The following is a 16,066-nucleotide window of genomic DNA, read 5'->3' as shown; positions in this document are numbered from 1 at the left end:
GATCGGTGGCGAGGCGATCCGGAGGAGCGCGCGACCGCCTCGGCTGGGACCGCGACAGGCCGCGTCACCCGGACGGCGCCTGCCGTCCGGTCCGACCGGGGGTCATGCACGATCGCCGCGGATGACGGACGATGCGGTGGCGCAGGCCGGTGCGGAGGTCGAGCCGCTGCGGCGCTTGGCCGACCGCGCCCTCTGCGAGGCCAGGCAGGCCGGGCGCGATCGCGTCGCGGTCGACCGCCCCGTCAGTTCGCGGTCGGCCGGTAGCAGCGGATCTCCGCCTCGGCCTGGGCCCGGCGCAGCTCCGCCACCTTGTCGTCGAACATCTTGGTCGAGCGGAACTCGTTGGCGCGCTGGCCGATGCCCTGGCGCATGCCGAGGATCGTCGAGGCCTGGACGTACCGGTCGTAGGGAAGGATCGCCGCGATGGCGTCGATCGAGCAGGCACACTTCGTCAGCGCCTCGCGGGTCTGGCCATTGGCCGCCATGCAGCCGAAGACGTAATCGGCCCGCGCCTCGGTCGGGTAGTCGTTGTCGTCGGCCCGGGCGGAGGCGAGGCCCGCAGCGAGCATCGCGCCTGCGGCGAGTGCCAGCTTAGCCAGCGTTCGGTTCATAGGTCAGGGCTTCCTGCAGCAGGGTTCCGCCGTCCGGGCTCGCCGCCCGCACGTCAATCGAGACGATCTGGCCGGGGACCTCGGGCGCGACCACGAAGCTGTAGGTCAGGCTGTCGAAGCCGCGCAGGCGCTCGCGGATCGGGTCGTCGACGAAGGGCCGCGCCACCACGCGCCAGCCCGGGATCGTCTTGCCGTCGACCTCGACCTCGGTCGCGGCCACGGAGGCGCTCTCGCGCAGGGCGCGCCGGATCGCGTTCTTGATGTAGCGCGGGTTGCCCTTCAGCACCTTGGCGAGGTCGTCGAGGTGGTGTTCGAGGAAGCGCACCAGGACCGGATTGCCGGGCGCGTCCTCGTAGGTCGCGGTCGGCATCCGGCGCTCGCCGGAGAACATCTCCACCTTGAGGTTGCGGGTCTCCGGGCTCGCCCCCGGCGCCACCTCCTCGCGGATGCGGTCCTCGACGGGGGGCCCGAACGGCGCGCCCTCGATGCCGCTGAAGCGGGTGTAGCGGTAGCTCAGCACCCGGCCCGGCGGGGCGCCGGCGAGCTGGTTGGTCTCGAACAGGAGCGCGGTGGCGGTCGGCGCGCCCGGCGCCTGCGCGCTCGGTTGCGCCGGGGCGCCCGGCTGGGGTGAGGCCTGCGGCGGCGGAGTCGGCGAGGGGGACGTCTGCGCCAGGGCCGGGCAGGCGAGGGCGGCCGCGACGGCGGCAGCCAGGACGTGGCGTCTCACACGGGCGCTCCCTCGGGCACGGCGGTGCGCGGCGCGCCGCCGATGGTGCGGTACTGGTAGTCGGGCGCGGTCTCCAGCGCCGATTCGGCGATCGCCAGGGCCTGGACCTTGCCGTGCAGGCCTGAGAGCGAGCAGGCCGGGTCGGTCGCCGCGGCGTCCCCGGCGAGCGCCAGGGCCTGGCAGCGGCAGCCGCCCCAATCCTTCTCGCGCCGGTCGCAGGAGCGGCAGGGCTCCTGCATCCAGTCCGTGCCGCGATAGGCCCGGAAGGCCGGCGAATCGGCCCAGATCTGGCCGAGCGAGCGGTCCTGCACGTGCCAGAACTCGAGGCCGGGAATCGTCTCGGCGGCGTGGCAGGGCAGCACCTTGCCGGTCGGGGTGACGTTCATCAGCCGCCGGCCCCAGCCGCCGGCGCAGGCCTTGGGGTACTTGGCGTAGTAGTCCGGCACCACGAGGTCGATGACGAGCTGGCCCTTGAGGCGCTCGCGCGCCTCCTCGACGGTGCGGATCGAGCGGTCGACGTCGGCTTTCGCCGGCATCAGGGCGGCGCGGTTGACGTAGGCCCAGCCGTAATACTGGGTGTGGGCGACCTCCAGGCGCTTGGCGCCGAGGCGGACCGCGAGGTCGATCAGCGCCGGCACCTCGGCGATGTTGCCGCGGTGGATCACGGCGTTCAGCGTCAGCGGCAGGCCGAGGGCCGTCACCCGCTCGGCGAAGGCGAATTTCTGCGGCTGCGCGTTCTTGAGGCCGCCGATGCGCTCGGCATTGGCCGCCTCGACCGCCTGGACCGAGAGCTGCACGTGGTCGAGGCCGGCCTCGGACAGGGCGTCGAGCTTGTCCAGCGCCCCCGCCACCCCGGAGGTGATCAGGTTCGAGTAGAGGCCGAGCTCGGCGCAAGTCCGGGTGATCGCGACGATGTCCTGCCGCGCCGTCGGCTCGCCGCCCGAGAGGTGGACGTGCAGCACGCCCAGGCCCGCCGCCTCGGCCAGCACCCGCTGCCAGGTCGCGGTGTCGAGCTCGGCCGAGCGCCGGTCGAGCTCGAGCGGGTTCGAGCAGTAGGGGCAGCGCAGGGGGCAGCGATGGGTCAGCTCGGCGAGAAGACCGATCGGGGCCGGTGGAATGGGCGTGACGGCGTTCATGACTGTCCCTCCCGGATGAGTGGCGCTCCCGGGCTTCACGCCGCCGGCACGGTCTCGAGCACGCGCTTGAGCAGCAGGCCGTCCAGCATGGCGACGACGTCGGGCTCGATGATGCCGGGGTCGGTCTCGTATTGCCGGCCCAGGGCCTCGGCGATGGCCCGGATGCTGCGGGTGCCGTCGACGAGGCTCAGGACCGCGACGGCGTTCTGGTCGAGGTCGAAGGTGCGCTCGGGCGCCAGCAGCACGTGGGCGTCGCGCACCGTGTCGTGCCGCAGCCGGACGCCGCGGGGCAGCCGCGGCACGCTGTCGGGGGTCAGGCTCATGCCGCGGCGCTCCCGGCGGTGGCGGTCTCCGCCCGCAGGCCCTCGCCCGGGCGCCAGGCCTCCGGCGGGATCATCCCGGGAGCCACGTAGGCGAAGTAGAGCGCGTCGAGCTGGGTCCACAGCACGCTGCACTTGAAGCGCAGGGCGTCGAGCGCCTGGGCCTGCTGCTCCGGCGTCACGGCGTGGCGCTTGACGTAGTCGAGGGCGAAATCCGCGTCCCGGGGCGCCTGGGTCAGGCGCTTGTCGAAGTAGGCCAGGGTCTCGCGGGTGATGAAGTCGTAGTTCTTCAGCATCCCCGAGACGCGCTCGGAGATGATCGTCGGCGAGAACATCTCGGTCAGCGAGGAGGCGATCGCCTCGAGCAGCGAGCGCTCGGCGACGAAGTGCACGTAGGCCTCGACCGAGAAGCGGGTCGCCGAGAGAATTCCCTTCGTCGAGAGCACGTAGTCGCGCGCGAAGCCGACGCCCTCGGCGAGCTTCAGCCAGCGCTCGATGCCGCCGTCGCCCTCGTGGTCGCCGTCATGGTCGACGATGCGCTGGCGCCAGATCCGGCGCAGCGCGGCATCGGGCAGGCGCGCCAGCAGGGTGGCGTCCTTCACCGGGATCATCGCCTGGTAATAGTAGCGGTTGAGCGCCCAGGCCCGGACCTGGTCCTTGTCGAGCTTGCCGTCGTGCAGCAGGCGGTGGAACGGGTGCAGGTTGTGGTAGCGCCGCGCCCCGATGTCGCGGAGCGCCGCCTCGAGCTCGTCCGGCGAGAGCAGGCGGCCGGCGGGCCCGGTATCGTCCGGGGGGAGGGCGGGGGAAGCGGTCATGGCGTGCTGGCGTTCCGGTTTCTCGTTCGGCGGCTGACCTCGGGACGGGAGATTGCGCCGCGGCGGAAGGGGGTCAAGGGCGACCAAAGTGCCTGGACCGGGGGACCCGGGCGGCGGGGCGCCCGGACGGGACGGGGCTAGAGGCTCAGCGTCAGCCCGTCCTGCGCCACGATCCATCCCGCCGCCTCGATGCCGCGGCGCTCCTCGGAGCCTTCCACCAGCACCGGGTTGGTGTTGTTGATGTGGACGAAGACCCGCCGGCCGAGCGGCACGTCGGCGAGCGCCGCGACCGAGCCGCCCTCGCCGGTCATCGGCACGTGGCCCATGCGCCAGCCGGTCTTGGTGCCGACCCCGGCGCGGATCATGTCGTCGTCGGCCAGCACCGTGCCGTCGAACAGGAGCGCGTCGACCCCGGCGACCCGGGCCTTGAGGCCGTCCGTGACCCGGGCGCAGCCCGGCACGTAGGCGAGGCGCTTCCCCCCGGCTTCGATCATCGCGCCGACGGTGCTCTCGGTCTCGGCGCCGATCTCCGGCGTGCCGTCCTCGAGCCAGAGCGGCACCTTGCCGGGCACCGGGAACAGCGTCACGGCGAGGCCCGGCACGGGCGAGAAGGTCTCGTCCAGGGCGATCTCGGTCCGCTCGACCGTGCCCGGCGCCATCACGTCGAAGACGCGGTTGGCCGCGATCGATTCGAGGATGCCGCGCGTCGCGTGGAGCCGGAAGGGCTGGCCCTCGCGCAGGGTGAGCAGGCCCGCGACGTGGTCGACGTCGCCGTTGGTGAGCAGCACCGCCCGGATCGGCGAGTGGCGCAGGCCCTCGCGCGGGTGCAGTGCGGGCGTGTCGAAGAGTTGCTGGCGGATGTCCGGCGAGGCGTTCACCAGGAGCCAGTGATCACCGTCTGCGGAGACGGCGAGGCTCGACTGGGTGCGGGGGAGAACCCGGCGGTCGCCCGCCCGGGCCAGGGCGCAGATCGGGCAGCGGCAGTTCCACTGCGGCACGCCCCCGCCCGCGCCGGACCCCAGAACGATGGCCTGCATGGTCCGGTCCCGACCTCGTCAGTGGAACGGATCGATCTCGGCGGATTCGTAGGCGGTGACTTCCATGCCGAGGCAGATCTCGGCGACGATGGGCATCGACCAACGCATTGGCGTTCCTCCTTCGACTTCGGCGGACGACCGGCTCGTGGGCTGTCGGTCCCGGGCCGGCATTCTCGTGTCATGCGCCGAGCGCCATCCGGCGGCGACCGCCGGAGGCGCGAACCGTGCGAGCCCTTAGTTGAAGGGATCGATCTCAGCGGACTCGTACGAGGTGACTTCCATGCCGACGCAGACCTCGGCGACGACGGGCATCGACCACTTCATGGCGTTTCTCCTGGGCTGCCGGAACCTCTAAGAGGTTCTTAAGACGTTGGAATGACAGTGGTTTCTGTCACCAGGGATATATCGGCAATCACGACCCGGAGTGCAAGCGCTATTTTGCCGAAAGTCCGGGACAGCCCTGGACGACCATTCTCAGACCGGTCTTATTGTGCAGGATGCGCCGGGAGTTAGCCGGTATCGATTGCGCCCAAAATAATTTCGTCACTGACGAAACCCGGCCTCGCGCAGGTCGAGCATGAAGCCGCGCCCGCGCACCGTGACGAGGCTCGGGCCGCCGGCCCGGGCGATGTCGGCGAGCTTGGTGCGCAGGTAGCCGACATAGACGTCGACCACGTTGAGGGAGAGGCCGCCCTGGCTGGCCCAGAGGCGATCGAAGATGTCGCCCCGCGTGACCGGGCGGCTCGCCTGCTCCATCAGGATCGCCAGGAGCTCCGCCTCGCGCTGCGTCAGGCGGGCGCCGGCCTCGCCGAAGCGCACCTGCCGGGTCGCGAGGTCGAGGGAGAGGCGCCCGGCGGTGACGAGGGTGCGGGCCTCGCCGGTGGCGCGCCGCCGTTGCAGGTGGGTGCGCAGGCGCGCGAGCAGCTCGTCGAACACGAACGGCTTGACGATGTAGTCGTCGGCCCCGACCGCCAGGCCGTCGACCCGGTCGCCGACGTCGTCCTTGGCGCTGAGGAACAGGATCGCGCCCGGGTAGCCGCCCTCGCGAAGCGAGCGGCAGACGTCGTGGCCCGAGCCGTCCGGCAGCATGTTGTCGAGGAGCACCGCTTCCGGCACCCGCTCGCGGGCGGCGGCCAGGGCCTCGTCGACGCCGCCGGCGAGGTCGATGTCGAAGCCCTCGGCGCCGAGGCCCCGGGCCAGCATGGCGCGGATGTCGCCGTCATCCTCGACGATGAGCACGCTGGTCATCGGCGCCCGTCCGGCCGCCGGCTCATGCTGCGTCCCCTGCCGCGTCCCATGCCGCATCCTCCCCCATGTCCTCGCCGGGCAGCTCCAGGACGACCCGGGCTCCCGGATCGGCCGCTTCGAGGCGGATCACCCCATCATGGCGCTCAACGACCCAGCGCGCCAGAGCGAGCCCGATGCCGAAGCCGGCGGGCGCCGGGCCGGGCCCGCCGCCGCGCCGGAAGCGCTCGAACAGCGCCTCGGCCTCCGGCGGGAAGCCCGGTCCGTCGTCGGTCACCGTGACGGCGGCGCCGGTACGGCCGGGGGAGAAGCCGATGCTCACCCGGGTGGCGCCGGCGGCGTGGCGCAGCGCGTTGTCGATCAGCCCCTCGACGATCTGGCGCAGCCACTCGGCATCGGCCAGCACCTCGGCGTCGGCGGCGCTCGGCTCCAGCTCCAGCGCGATGCGGCGGCGGCGCGCCTCCGGCGCGCAGCTCTCCACCGCCTCGGCCAGGATGGTCGCGAGGCCGACCGGGCGCCGGTCGAGGGCGATCTCCCCGGATTCCGAGCGGGCGATCCGCAGCATGTCGCCGACCCGGCGGTGCAGCCTCAAGGCCCGCTTGCGGATGGTGGCGATCACCGGCCGGAACGCGTCGGGCGTGTCGGGCGAGCGGGCCGCGAGGTCGCACTCGCCGAGGATCACCGTGAGCGGCGTGCGCAGCTCGTGGCTGACATCGGCGAAGAAGCGCCGGCGCGAGCGGTCGATCTCCTCGAGCCGGGCGTTGGCGCCGCGCAGGTCGGCGGTGGCGCGGGCGACGGTCTCCTCGAGCGCCGCCCGGTCGGCGGCGACCCGGGCCTCGCGCCGCTTCAGCCGCGCCGCCATGCGGTTGAAGCTCGCGACGAGCAGGCCGAGCTCGTCGCGGCTCGCCACGGCCAGGCGGGTGTCGAGCTCGCCCCGGCCGATGGCCGCGGCCCCGATCCGGATCGCCTCGATCCGCCGCAGGATCGGCCGCGTCAGGCCCTGGTGCAGAAGGAGGAGCAGCAGCACGATCAGCACGGCCGCCGCGACCGCGACGCCGCGCATCCGCCCGGCGAGCACCCGGACCTCGGCGGAGGAGGCCTCGACCGCCCGGCGCTCGGCCTCGACCAGGAAGGTGAGGGGCTGGCCCGTCACCGCGCCGAAGCCGTTGAGCGCGCCCCGGATCGCGTCGGCGCGCCGGGCGGGGTCGGGCTCGCGCTGGATCTGCGCCACCTGCCGGTCGAGCATGGCGCGGGCGGCCCGCAGACGGGCGAGCGGCCGGGCGCGGGCGGTGTACTGCGTGCGGTCGAGGACGCCGCCGGCCCCGGCGACGGCCCGGCTCAGGCCGTCGTCGACGGCGTTGAGCGCCCGGTCGACCTCGTTGCGGGCATTGGCCAGCCGCTCGGGCCGGCCCGGATTGTCGCCGACCGCCTCGACGGCGGCGAGGCCGAACTCGGTCAGGCGCCCGGACAATTCGGCGATCAGCTCCAGGCGCACCTGCGCGTCGAGCGTCGCGTCGAGCGTGCGCTCGGCGGCGTGCAGCGCCCCGTAGAGGCCGATCGCGGCCAGCACCACCAGGGCGGCCGCGCTTCCGACCAGCAGCCCGAACCGTACCCTGAGCGATCCCATCCCGTTCCCGGTCTTCCGTGGCCGGTCATCCTGCACGGGATCGCCGCGATGGGCGAGGTGGGCTTTCGGGGGCTCCCGGCCGATGCCGTCAGGCAGGCGCGCTCAGGCAGATGCGCTCAGGCAGCCGAGCCCCGCGAGCGTCTCGCGCACCGCCTCATCGAGCGGCGTGTGCGGCTCGGCCCCCAGGAACCTGACGAGGTCATCGTTGCGCATCCGGATCGGTTCCCGCCACAGGTAGCGCATCTCGCGGATCTCCCGCGCCAGCGGCCAGAACGGCGCGGCGAGCGGCAGGAGCGCCCAGGGGAAGCGCCGCACCCGCACCCGTCCGCCGACCGCGCGGGCGATGGCGGCGATCATCTGCCGGCCGTCCGGGTCCCAGTGGCCCTCCATGTTGAAGGCGGCGAGGCGGGGCAGCTCGGCCTCGCGGGCGCTCAGGCGCACCATGGTCTCGGCGACGTCGGGCAGGTAGGCCCATTGGTGGCCGATTCCCGGCGTGCCCGGACCGGTCACGCTCCGCACCGGCCGCCCCGGGCGCACCAGGGCGGACGAGAACCAGGAATTGGCGGTGGTGCGCGGGCCGAAGAAGTCGCCGGCCCGCACGATCAGGCTTCGCACGCCGGAATCGCGCAGGCGCGCCTCCATGGCGATGCGGATGCGGCCCTTGGCGGTCCGGGGCGCCTGGGGGGCGTCGGCGCCCGGGTTCGGGCCGGCGTCGCGGCCGTAGACGTAGACGTTGCCGGGCAGGAGCAGGCGGGCATCGCTGGCGCGCGAGGCGGCGATCGAGGCGTCGAGCATCGGCAGGACCAGACGGTCCCAGTCGCGGTAGCCGGGCGGGTTGACCGCGTGGACGATCAGCGACGCGCCCGCGGCGGCCGCGACCACGTCGGCGGCCACCATCGCGTCGCCGCGCACCCAGTCGAGCCCGTCCGCGGCCCGCGCCGCCCGGCCGGGGTCGCGGTGGAGCGCCCGCACCGTCCAGCCCTCGGCCTTCAGGCGCCGCGCCACCGCGCCGCCCACCCCGCCCGTCGCGCCCAGCACCAGGGCCGTACCCGTCGTCATCGCGCTCTCCTCGCCTCGTGACGGGTGACCATGTGCCAGGGAGCCGGCACGTCGAAAATTGCCGAAGGGCGGCGATCGGCTATACGGTTTCGTATGACAGGACCGAGTTGGGATCACTATCGCGCGGCGCTGGCCGTGCTTGAGGAGGGCTCGCTCTCCGGCGCGGCGCGGGCCCTGGGCCTGACGCAGCCGACCCTCGGCCGGCAGATCGCGGCCCTGGAGGGGGCACTCGGCGTCTCCCTGTTCACCCGCTCGCCCGCCGGGCTCGCGCCGACCGAGGCCGCGCTGACGCTCGCCCCCTTCGCGCGGTCGCTCCGGGCGACCGCGGAGGCCCTGCGCCGGGCGGTGGCGGCGGAGGCCGAGGGGGTGTCGGGGCGGGTGCGGATCACCGCCTCCGAGGTGGTCGGCGCCGAGGTGCTGCCGCCAATCCTCGCCGGCCTGCACGCGCGGTACCCCGGCCTCGCCCTCGACGTGGTGCTGTCGGACCGGATGCAGGACCTGCTGCGGCGCGACGCCGACATCGCGGTGCGGATGACGCCGCCGACGCAAGACGCGCTGGTGGCGCGCCGGGTCGGCACGGTGCACCTCGGCCTCTACGGGCACCGCCGCTACCTCGAAAGACGCGGCATCCCGACGGATCCGGCCGATCTCGCCCGCCACAGCGTCGTCGGCTTCGATGCCGAGACCCCGTTCCTGCGGGCGATGATACGCAATACCCCGGCACTTGCCGAGGCGGGCTTCGCCTGGCGCAGCGACAGCACGCTCGCCCAGCTCGCGGCTCTCCGCGCCGGGTTCGGCCTCGGCGCCTGCCACACGGTGCTCGCCGCCCGCGACCCGGACCTGGTCCGGGTGCTGCCGGAGATCGTCTGGGAGCTGCCGACCTTCGTGGCGATGCACGAGGACCTGCGCTCCCTGCGCTGCTGCCGGGCGGCGTTCGACGCGCTGGCGGAGGGGATGGCGGCCTATTGCGCGGAGTGAGGGGGGGGAGGGCCCCCCGCCGCCTCAGCCCTTGTCGAGACCCGCGATCGCCCGGGCGAAGTCCCGCGCCGCGAAGGGCTCGAGGTCGTCGACCCCCTCGCCGACGCCGATGAAGTGGACCGGCAGGCCGAACTTGGCGGCGAGCGCGACCAGGATGCCGCCCCGCGCCGTGCCGTCGAGCTTCGTCATCACCAGGCCGGTGACGCCGGCGGCCTTCTGGAAGATCTCGACCTGGCTCAGCGCGTTCTGGCCCACCGTGGCGTCGAGGACGAGGAGCACGGCGTGGGGCGCCGCCTCGTCGAGCTTGCGGATCACCCGGATCACCTTCTCGAGCTCGGCCATCAGCCCGGCCTTGTTCTGCAGCCGGCCGGCGGTGTCGATCAGCAGGATGTCGGTGCCGGCGTCGCGGGCGGCCTGGAGCGCGTCGTAGGCGAGGCCGGCGGCGTCCGAGCCTTGCGCGCGCGCCACCACCGGGGCTCCGGTGCGCTCGCCCCACACCCGCAGCTGCTCGATCGCGGCGGCCCGGAAGGTGTCGCCGGCGGCCAGCATCACGCTGTGCCCCTGCGCCCGGAATTTTTGCGTGAGCTTGCCGATCGTCGTGGTCTTGCCGGCGCCGTTGACGCCGATCATCAGGATCACGAACGGCTTCTTCGTCGCGTCGACGACGAGCGGCTGGGCCACCGGATCGAGGGCACGCTCGACCTCCGAGGCCAGGATCGCCCGCACCTCGTCGGGAGCGATCCCCCTCTCGTAGCGGCCCTTGCCGACCGCTTCCGCGATCCGGGTCGCGGTCTCGAGGCCGAAATCGGCCTGGATCAGCGCGTCCTCCAGCTCCTCCAGGGTGTCGGCGTCGAGCTTGCGCTTGGTGAACAGCCCGGTGACCCGGTCCGACAGGGCCGAGGAGGTGCGCTTGAGCCCGCCGGTCAGCCGGCTCCACCAGCCGCGCTTCTCCTCCGCCGGCTCGGGTTGGGCCGGAGGCTGGAAGATCTGGAGCGGAGCCCGTTCGGCTTCGGTCTCCTCGGCGACCGGCTCGGGCTCCGCGAGCGCGGCGGGCTCGGGCAAGGGCTCCGGCTCGGGCAAGGGCTCCGGCTGGGCGGGCTCGGGCGCCGCCGGCACCAAGCCCTCGGGCTGCACCCCTTCGACCGGCTCGAGGTCGGCCCCGGCGAGCTCGTCGGGCAGGTCGTGCTCCGGCGCGGTCCCGGGCGAGGCTTCCGTCACCGTCGGCGGGGCCGGGAGCACGTCGTCGGCGGCGGTGGCGAAGTCCGGCACGCCCTCCGACAGGGTGCCGGTCGGCTCCGTCGGCATCGTCTCGGCGGGATCGGGGCTGGGCGCGGGGGCCTCGGCAGGAATTTCAGCAGGAGTTTCGGCGGGCGCCTCGGCAGGCGTCTCCGTCGGCGTCTCGGCCTTCCGGCCGAACAGACGGCCGAACCAGCCCGGCTGTTTGGTCTCACTCATCCGCACTTGCTCCAGACCCTGCGGACGATCTAGGGCGGCCTGCCCCGAACTTCGCCCGCCTCCGCCGCCACTGCGACAGCCTCATGATCGTTGACGACATACTCTCGCGGCTCCTCTACCGCGATGCCCTGGTGCTCGTCATCGACAAGCCGGCGGGTTTGCCGGTGCATCCCGGGCCGAAGGGCGGCGAGACGCTGACCCAGCACCTCGACGCCCTGCGCTTCGGCCTGCCGCGCCGGCCGGAAGCCGCCCACCGCCTCGACCGCGACACCTCCGGCTGCCTGGCGCTCGGCCGCCACGCCAAGGCGCTCGCCCGGCTGAACGCCCTGTTCGCGCAAGGGCGTGCCGGCAAGACCTACTGGGCGCTCGTCGAGGGCGGGCCGGCGGAGGAGACCGGCGAGATCGACCTGCCCCTGGCGCGCCGCTCCGACGACCCCCGGAGCTGGTGGATGAAGACCGATCCGGCCGGCGACCCGTCGCTCACCCGCTGGCGGGTGATGGGACGCGATCCGGCATCCGGGCGGACCTGGCTGGCGCTGACCCCGGTGACCGGGCGCACGCACCAGCTCCGGGTGCATTGCGCCGCGATGGGCTGGCCGATCCTCGGCGACGCGGTCTACGGCACCGCCCCGCGCCAGGGCGGGCCGGGCCTGCAGCTCCACGCCAGGGCCCTCGCGCTGCCGCTCTACCCGAAGAAGCCGGCGATCGCGATCGAGGCGCCGGCGCCGGGGCACATGCGGCAGGGGTTGCGGGCGTGTGGATTGGTCGAGAGTTCCGAATAGAGGGCGGCAGCGAGAAAGACTCTGCACATCCACCCACCGGTCGGGCTCCTCACGCCACCCGCAACAACCGCCCGTCATGCCCGGCCATGCGCAGCTCGACGAGCGCCCCCGCCTCCACCCCCTCCGGCAGCCGCACAGGCAAAAAACCCTCGGTGCGCCCGGTGCCGCCGCGCTCCGCCAGCACCCGGCGGGTCGCGCCGACCTCGCGGTCGAGGCGGCGGGCGAGGGCGGCGGTGCCGGCCTCGCGCAGGCGGGCGGCGCGCTCGCGGATCGCCGCGGGGGCGACCTGTGGCATCCGGGCGGCCGGGGTGCCGGGGCGCGGCGAGTAGGGGAAGACGTGGAGCTGGGCGAGGCCGCATTCCTCGACGAGGGCGAGGGAGCGGGCGAACTGCGCCTCGGTCTCGGTCGGGAAACCGGCGATCAGGTCGGCGCCGAACACCGCGTCGGGGCGTAAGGCCCGGATCTCGGCGCAGAACCGGATCGCGTCGTCGCGGCCGTGCCGGCGCTTCATCCGCTTGAGGATCAGGTCGTCGCCGGCCTGGAGCGAGAGGTGGAGATGCGGCATCAGCCGCTCCTCCTCGGCGAAGGCCGCGACCAGCGCCGGATCGGCCTCGACGGAATCGATCGAGGACAGGCGCAGGCGGTCGAGGTCGGGCACCTCGCGCAGGATCGCCCGCACCAGGAGACCGAGGGTGAGGTCGCCCGAGGCATCCAGGTCGCGGCCGTAGGCCGTCAGGTCGACGCCGGTGAGCACCACCTCGCGGGTGCCGGCTTCCACCAGGGCACGGACCTGCGCCACGACGCGCGCCACCGGCACCGAGCGCGAGTTGCCGCGGCCGAACGGGATGACGCAGAAGGTGCAGCGGTGGTCGCAGCCGTTCTGCACCGGCAGGAAGGCGCGGGTGCGCGCCCGCATCGGGGCCGGCTCGGGCAGGGGATCGGGGTGCGGCGCCATCACGTCGTCGATCCGGATCCGCTCCGGTGCCGGATCGGTCCAGACCGCCGGGTCGAGCTTGCGGCGATTGCCGAGGATCTCGGCCACCTCGGGCATCGCCGCGTAGGCCTCGGTCTCGACCTGCGCGCCGCAGCCCGTCACCACGACCCGCGCGCCTGGGTTGCTCCGCACGGCGGCCCGGATCGCCTTGCGGGCCTGGCGCCCGGCCTCGATCGTGACCGCGCAGGTGTTGACGAGGACGAGGTCGGTGCGCCCGGCGCTTTCCGCCCGCCGGCGCATCGCCTCCGATTCGGCGGCGTTGAGGCGGCAGCCGAAGCTCAGGACCTCCACGCCCATCAGGCGGCTCCGGCGAACAGCGAGGCTGCGAAGGTGCCCTCGTGCTCCAGTTCGGTCGGTCCGGTCATGCGGACGTGGTCGTCCTCGCCCCAGGCGATGGTGAGGTCGCCGCCCGGCAGGGTCACGATGGCCTCGCGGCCGGTGAGGCGCAGGCGCGACGCCGCGACCAGGGCCGCGCAGGCGGCGGTGCCGCAGGCGCGCGTCAGGCCGGCGCCGCGCTCCCATACCCGCAGGCGGATGTGCGCGCGGTCAACGACCTGCGCCAGCGAGATGTTGGCCCGATCCGGGAAGATCGGGTGCGATTCGAGCAGCGGGCCGATCCGGGCGAGGTCGTAGGTCTCGGGGTCGCGCTCGACGAAGAACACCGCGTGCGGGTTGCCCATGCTGACCGCCCCGGGCGAGTGCAGCACCGGGTCGTCGATCGGCCCGATCTGCAATTCGATGCGCCGCGTGTCGGGAAACGGCTCGGCGAGGGGGATCTCGTCCCAGCGCAGCCGCGGCGTTCCCATGTCGACGGTGAAGTCCAGGGCCGAGACCCGCACCACCTCGAGGAGGCCGGGGCGGGTCTCGAGGATCAGGCGGTCGCCCCGGAGCGGGCGGGCCATGACCGGATCGTCCATCATCGCCCAGGCGACGCAGCGGGTGCCGTTGCCGCAGGCGCCCGCCTCCGACCCGTCGGTGTTGTAGATCCGCACGTACGCCTCGGTGCCCGGGGTGACGGGATCGTGCAGCACCATCAGCTGGTCGAAGTGCGAGGCCGGGTCGGCCGCGATGGCGCGGGCCTCCTGCGGCTGTACCCGGACGTCGCTCCCGCGCAGGTCCAGCACCACGATCTCGTTGCCGAGGCCGTTCATCTTCAGGAAGCGGCGATGGGCGAGGGGGGACAAGGGGCAGGCTCTCCGGAGCGGGACGTTCAGGTGGGGATCGGGCGGTGTATGGACCAGAACCGGCGCGCAGGCGAGCGGCGGGGCACCGGGGAGCCCGAAACGGGAAGCCCGAAGGAAAGCCGCCCGCTCACGCATCCGCGATGAGCACGCAACGGCTTTGCGCTTGACGCGTTCGATGGGGCCGGCGATGCCGGCACGCCAAAGCCGCCCGGAGCGCTCCGCCCGTGATGAAGACCCGCCTTCCGACGATCGCGATCGGCCTCGCGGCCTCCCTGGCCTGCGGCGCCTCGGTTCTGGCGCAGCAGCCGGCCCAAGCTCCCGGCCCTGCTGCGCCCGGCCCTGCCGCGCCCGCGCCCGCGCCGTCCCCCGCCGCGCCCCCGGCCGGCACGCCCTCGCCGGCGCAGACGACCCCGCTGCCGACCACCACGGCACCGGGGCCCGGCCCGGGGACGAACCAGGCGCCGACCCCGCCCGCGCCCGAGAAGGCGCTGCCGCCCGCGACCCCGGTGCCGCCGGCCGCCGGCCGCGTGCCGCTCGTCGCCAATCCGGGCGACCCCTCCGACGTCGACGAGGTGACGCTGCCGGCCAAGCCCGCCGCGATCCTGTCCGGCACCGCGAAGTGGGACCAGGCGGTGCCGAGCCTCAAGGACGCGATCGCCAAGGTCGAGGCGGCGCTCGCTCAAGCCGGCATCAAGGCCGTCGGCAAGCCGCTCTCGGTGTTCACCCGCACCGACGACGACGGTTTCCAGTACGAGGTGATGGTGCCGGTCGAGGCCGCCCCGAACCCGCGCCCGGCCGGCCTGCCGGACGACCTGCGCTTCGGCGCGACGCCGAGCGGCAAGGCCCTGCGCTTCACCCACAAGGGCCCCTACGAGGGCATCGACCAGACCTACGAGACGGTGACGGCCTATCTCGATGCCAAGGGCATCATCGTCCAGGACGCCTTCGTCGAGGAGTACCTGACCCCGCTCGCGAGCCCGTCCGACGACGCGCTGGAGGTCAACATCTACGCGCTGCCCAAGTGACGGATTCTCACCGACGGGTTTTTGCCGGCGGATTTCCACGCCCTCGGCGTCGGCCCCGGGGCGAGCCTTGCCGGGAACCAGGGATTCGTGACCGCCGACGTGGAAGGAGAGACTGAACACGGTCCCGCTTCATCCCGCATCGTCGGCGGTTAAGGATCCCTGGTTCCGCTGCGCGGCCCTGTGATGACAGGGTTGGTTTCAGAGCCTGTTTGGCTGAGTGACAAATTTTATCCCCCTCACAACCCCATCCCGAGGTGTCAGTCGATTGTTCATCGACTGACACCTCGGGATGAGGTCGCGGGTGGGACAGTTGAGTGTCTCGCGAGACCGCCCTTACACGTCAAACAGGCTCTCAAAGTCCGCCGGGGCAGATCGAACCGCGCTTCGGCGAGCCTCATCGGACACGGCCTGATCTCGCATCGCAGCACGCGACAGGGATCGCGGGGCGTCGGCGCCCTACTTCATCGCCCGGACCCGCGCCAGGAACGCGTCGTAATTCTCCGGCGTGAGAATGCCGACCAGCTTCTCGCGGATCCGCCCGTCCGGCCCGATCACGAAGGTCTCGGGCACGCCGTAGACCCCGAGATCGATGCCGACGCGGCCGTCCGCGTCGGCGCCGACGGTCTTGAACGGGTTGCCGTGGCGGCCGAGGAAGCGGCGGCCGTTCTCGGGCTGGTCCTTGTAGTCGATGCCGACGAGGTTCACGCCGTCGCGGGCGAGGCGCACCAGCATCGGGTGCTCGACCTGGCAGGGCGCGCACCACGAGGCCCAGACGTTCAGCACCGTCACCTTCCCCTTGAAGTCTGCGGCATTCAGGCCCGGCACGCCGGTGCCGTCGGCGGTCAGCCCGGGAACCGGGGGCAGGGTGAAGTCCGGCACCGGGCGGCCGATCAGGGCCGAGGGGACGGCCGAGGGGTCGTAGCCGGTGGTGAGCAGCTTGCCGAGGAAGATGCCGGCGAGCGCCGCGAAGGCCAGCAGCGGCAGCAGGAACAGCAGCCGCGAGCGGCGCGGCACCTCCTCGGCCTCCTCGCCGGCGCCGGCCTGGCCGGCGCCTTCCTGCACCGGATGCAT

General features: G+C 73.3%; 16 protein-coding genes and 1 pseudogene. 3 read left to right on the top strand and 14 right to left on the bottom strand.

Translation table 11 applies throughout. From position 1 onward, the window contains the following. Positions 1-242 precede the first annotated feature (242 nt). The 10 genes and pseudogenes from DK419_RS17775 to DK419_RS17725 all read right to left on the bottom strand — a co-directional run bounded on the left by DK419_RS17775 (position 243) and on the right by DK419_RS17725 (position 8,577). Positions 243-611, bottom strand: a complete 369-nt coding sequence (locus DK419_RS17775) for a hypothetical protein (RefSeq protein ID WP_109960265.1) — start codon at positions 609-611, stop codon at positions 243-245. After that, positions 592-1,338, bottom strand: coding sequence for a hypothetical protein (locus DK419_RS17770; protein ID WP_109960264.1), 747 nt, complete (start codon positions 1,336-1,338; stop codon positions 592-594). The genes DK419_RS17775 and DK419_RS17770 overlap by 20 nt, the downstream gene beginning before the upstream one ends. After that, the gene (gene pqqE / locus DK419_RS17765) at positions 1,335-2,474 is read right to left on the bottom strand and encodes a pyrroloquinoline quinone biosynthesis protein PqqE (protein ID WP_109960263.1); all 1,140 of its coding nucleotides are present in this window, start codon (positions 2,472-2,474) and stop codon (positions 1,335-1,337) included. The genes DK419_RS17770 and pqqE overlap by 4 nt, the downstream gene beginning before the upstream one ends. 35 nt (positions 2,475-2,509) lie before the next feature. After that, positions 2,510-3,609, bottom strand: a pseudogene (gene pqqC, locus DK419_RS17755) (pyrroloquinoline-quinone synthase PqqC). Positions 3,610-3,746: 137 nt separating this feature from the next. Next, positions 3,747-4,646 (bottom strand): pyrroloquinoline quinone biosynthesis protein PqqB, encoded by a 900-nt coding sequence (gene pqqB, locus DK419_RS17750; RefSeq protein ID WP_109960260.1) that lies wholly within the window; start codon positions 4,644-4,646, stop codon positions 3,747-3,749. 18 nt (positions 4,647-4,664) lie between these two features. After that, complete coding sequence (pqqA, locus tag DK419_RS17745; protein ID WP_109960259.1) at positions 4,665-4,754, bottom strand: pyrroloquinoline quinone precursor peptide PqqA; 90 nt, start codon at positions 4,752-4,754, stop codon at positions 4,665-4,667. A 126-nt stretch (positions 4,755-4,880) separates the two neighbouring features. Then, positions 4,881-4,970, bottom strand: coding sequence for a pyrroloquinoline quinone precursor peptide PqqA (gene pqqA, locus DK419_RS17740; RefSeq protein WP_048426854.1), 90 nt, complete (start codon positions 4,968-4,970; stop codon positions 4,881-4,883). A 219-nt stretch (positions 4,971-5,189) separates the two neighbouring features. After that, the gene (locus DK419_RS17735) at positions 5,190-5,894 is read right to left on the bottom strand and encodes a response regulator transcription factor (RefSeq protein ID WP_109960258.1); all 705 of its coding nucleotides are present in this window, start codon (positions 5,892-5,894) and stop codon (positions 5,190-5,192) included. A gap of 22 nt (positions 5,895-5,916) precedes the next feature. Then, positions 5,917-7,518 carry a sensor histidine kinase gene (locus tag DK419_RS17730; RefSeq protein ID WP_109960257.1) on the bottom strand — a complete coding sequence of 534 codons (1,602 nt, stop codon included), beginning with the start codon at positions 7,516-7,518 and terminating at the stop codon, positions 5,917-5,919. A gap of 102 nt (positions 7,519-7,620) precedes the next feature. After that, a complete protein-coding gene (locus DK419_RS17725; RefSeq protein WP_109960256.1) occupies positions 7,621-8,577 on the bottom strand; it encodes an NAD(P)H-binding protein in 957 nt (318 codons plus the stop codon). Positions 8,578-8,670: 93 nt separating this feature from the next. Between DK419_RS17725 and DK419_RS17720 the strand changes: the two genes are divergently transcribed. Continuing rightward, positions 8,671-9,555 carry a LysR family transcriptional regulator gene (locus tag DK419_RS17720; protein WP_109960255.1) on the top strand — a complete coding sequence of 295 codons (885 nt, stop codon included), beginning with the start codon at positions 8,671-8,673 and terminating at the stop codon, positions 9,553-9,555. A gap of 24 nt (positions 9,556-9,579) precedes the next feature. Here DK419_RS17720 and ftsY read toward each other — a convergent pair whose 3' ends face one another. Then, positions 9,580-11,010, bottom strand: a complete 1,431-nt coding sequence (gene ftsY, locus DK419_RS17715; RefSeq protein ID WP_109960254.1) for a signal recognition particle-docking protein FtsY — start codon at positions 11,008-11,010, stop codon at positions 9,580-9,582. Positions 11,011-11,093: 83 nt separating this feature from the next. Between ftsY and DK419_RS17710 the strand changes: the two genes are divergently transcribed. Next, entirely contained in the window at positions 11,094-11,792 is a 699-nt protein-coding gene (locus tag DK419_RS17710; protein ID WP_109960253.1) for an RluA family pseudouridine synthase, read from the top strand. A 49-nt stretch (positions 11,793-11,841) separates the two neighbouring features. On the opposite strand, the gene mtaB is transcribed toward DK419_RS17710, so the two are convergent. Both mtaB and dapF read right to left on the bottom strand, forming a co-directional pair. Further along, complete coding sequence (mtaB, locus tag DK419_RS17705; protein ID WP_109960252.1) at positions 11,842-13,083, bottom strand: tRNA (N(6)-L-threonylcarbamoyladenosine(37)-C(2))-methylthiotransferase MtaB; 1,242 nt, start codon at positions 13,081-13,083, stop codon at positions 11,842-11,844. Further along, positions 13,083-13,970: a diaminopimelate epimerase gene (dapF, locus tag DK419_RS17700; RefSeq protein WP_109960251.1), complete on the bottom strand. Its 888-nt coding sequence runs from the start codon at positions 13,968-13,970 to the stop codon at positions 13,083-13,085. Before dapF ends, mtaB begins: the two co-directional genes overlap by 1 nt. Before the next feature lie 227 nt (positions 13,971-14,197). Here dapF and DK419_RS17695 point away from each other — a divergent pair, with 227 nt between their 5' ends. Then, on the top strand, positions 14,198-14,995 hold the full coding sequence (locus DK419_RS17695; protein ID WP_109960250.1) for a GyrI-like domain-containing protein: 798 nt from the start codon (positions 14,198-14,200) through the stop codon (positions 14,993-14,995). A 456-nt stretch (positions 14,996-15,451) separates the two neighbouring features. On the opposite strand, the gene DK419_RS17690 is transcribed toward DK419_RS17695, so the two are convergent. Further along, positions 15,452-16,066, bottom strand: coding sequence for a DsbE family thiol:disulfide interchange protein (locus tag DK419_RS17690; protein ID WP_109960249.1), 615 nt, complete (start codon positions 16,064-16,066; stop codon positions 15,452-15,454).

The sequence above is a fragment of the Methylobacterium terrae genome, from assembly GCF_003173755.1.
Taxonomy (GTDB): domain Bacteria; phylum Pseudomonadota; class Alphaproteobacteria; order Rhizobiales; family Beijerinckiaceae; genus Methylobacterium; species Methylobacterium terrae.
The sequence above is the reverse complement of the archived record's forward strand: the minus strand, read 5'-3'. Positions and strand labels throughout refer to the sequence as shown.

Coding starts and splice junctions, on each gene's coding strand:
- DK419_RS17690 (WP_109960249.1), bottom strand. CDS start 16,066: ATGCATCCGGTGCAGGAAGGCGCCGGCCAGGCCGGCGCCGGCGAGGAG.
- DK419_RS17720 (WP_109960255.1), top strand. CDS start 8,671: ATGACAGGACCGAGTTGGGATCACTATCGCGCGGCGCTGGCCGTGCTT.
- DK419_RS17695 (WP_109960250.1), top strand. CDS start 14,198: ATGAAGACCCGCCTTCCGACGATCGCGATCGGCCTCGCGGCCTCCCTG.
- DK419_RS17730 (WP_109960257.1), bottom strand. CDS start 7,518: ATGGGATCGCTCAGGGTACGGTTCGGGCTGCTGGTCGGAAGCGCGGCC.
- DK419_RS17735 (WP_109960258.1), bottom strand. CDS start 5,894: ATGACCAGCGTGCTCATCGTCGAGGATGACGGCGACATCCGCGCCATG.
- pqqE (WP_109960263.1), bottom strand. CDS start 2,474: ATGAACGCCGTCACGCCCATTCCACCGGCCCCGATCGGTCTTCTCGCC.
- pqqA (WP_109960259.1), bottom strand. CDS start 4,754: ATGCGTTGGTCGATGCCCATCGTCGCCGAGATCTGCCTCGGCATGGAA.
- mtaB (WP_109960252.1), bottom strand. CDS start 13,083: ATGGGCGTGGAGGTCCTGAGCTTCGGCTGCCGCCTCAACGCCGCCGAA.
- pqqB (WP_109960260.1), bottom strand. CDS start 4,646: ATGCAGGCCATCGTTCTGGGGTCCGGCGCGGGCGGGGGCGTGCCGCAG.
- DK419_RS17775 (WP_109960265.1), bottom strand. CDS start 611: ATGAACCGAACGCTGGCTAAGCTGGCACTCGCCGCAGGCGCGATGCTC.
- DK419_RS17725 (WP_109960256.1), bottom strand. CDS start 8,577: ATGACGACGGGTACGGCCCTGGTGCTGGGCGCGACGGGCGGGGTGGGC.
- pqqA (WP_048426854.1), bottom strand. CDS start 4,970: ATGAAGTGGTCGATGCCCGTCGTCGCCGAGGTCTGCGTCGGCATGGAA.
- DK419_RS17710 (WP_109960253.1), top strand. CDS start 11,094: ATGATCGTTGACGACATACTCTCGCGGCTCCTCTACCGCGATGCCCTG.
- ftsY (WP_109960254.1), bottom strand. CDS start 11,010: ATGAGTGAGACCAAACAGCCGGGCTGGTTCGGCCGTCTGTTCGGCCGG.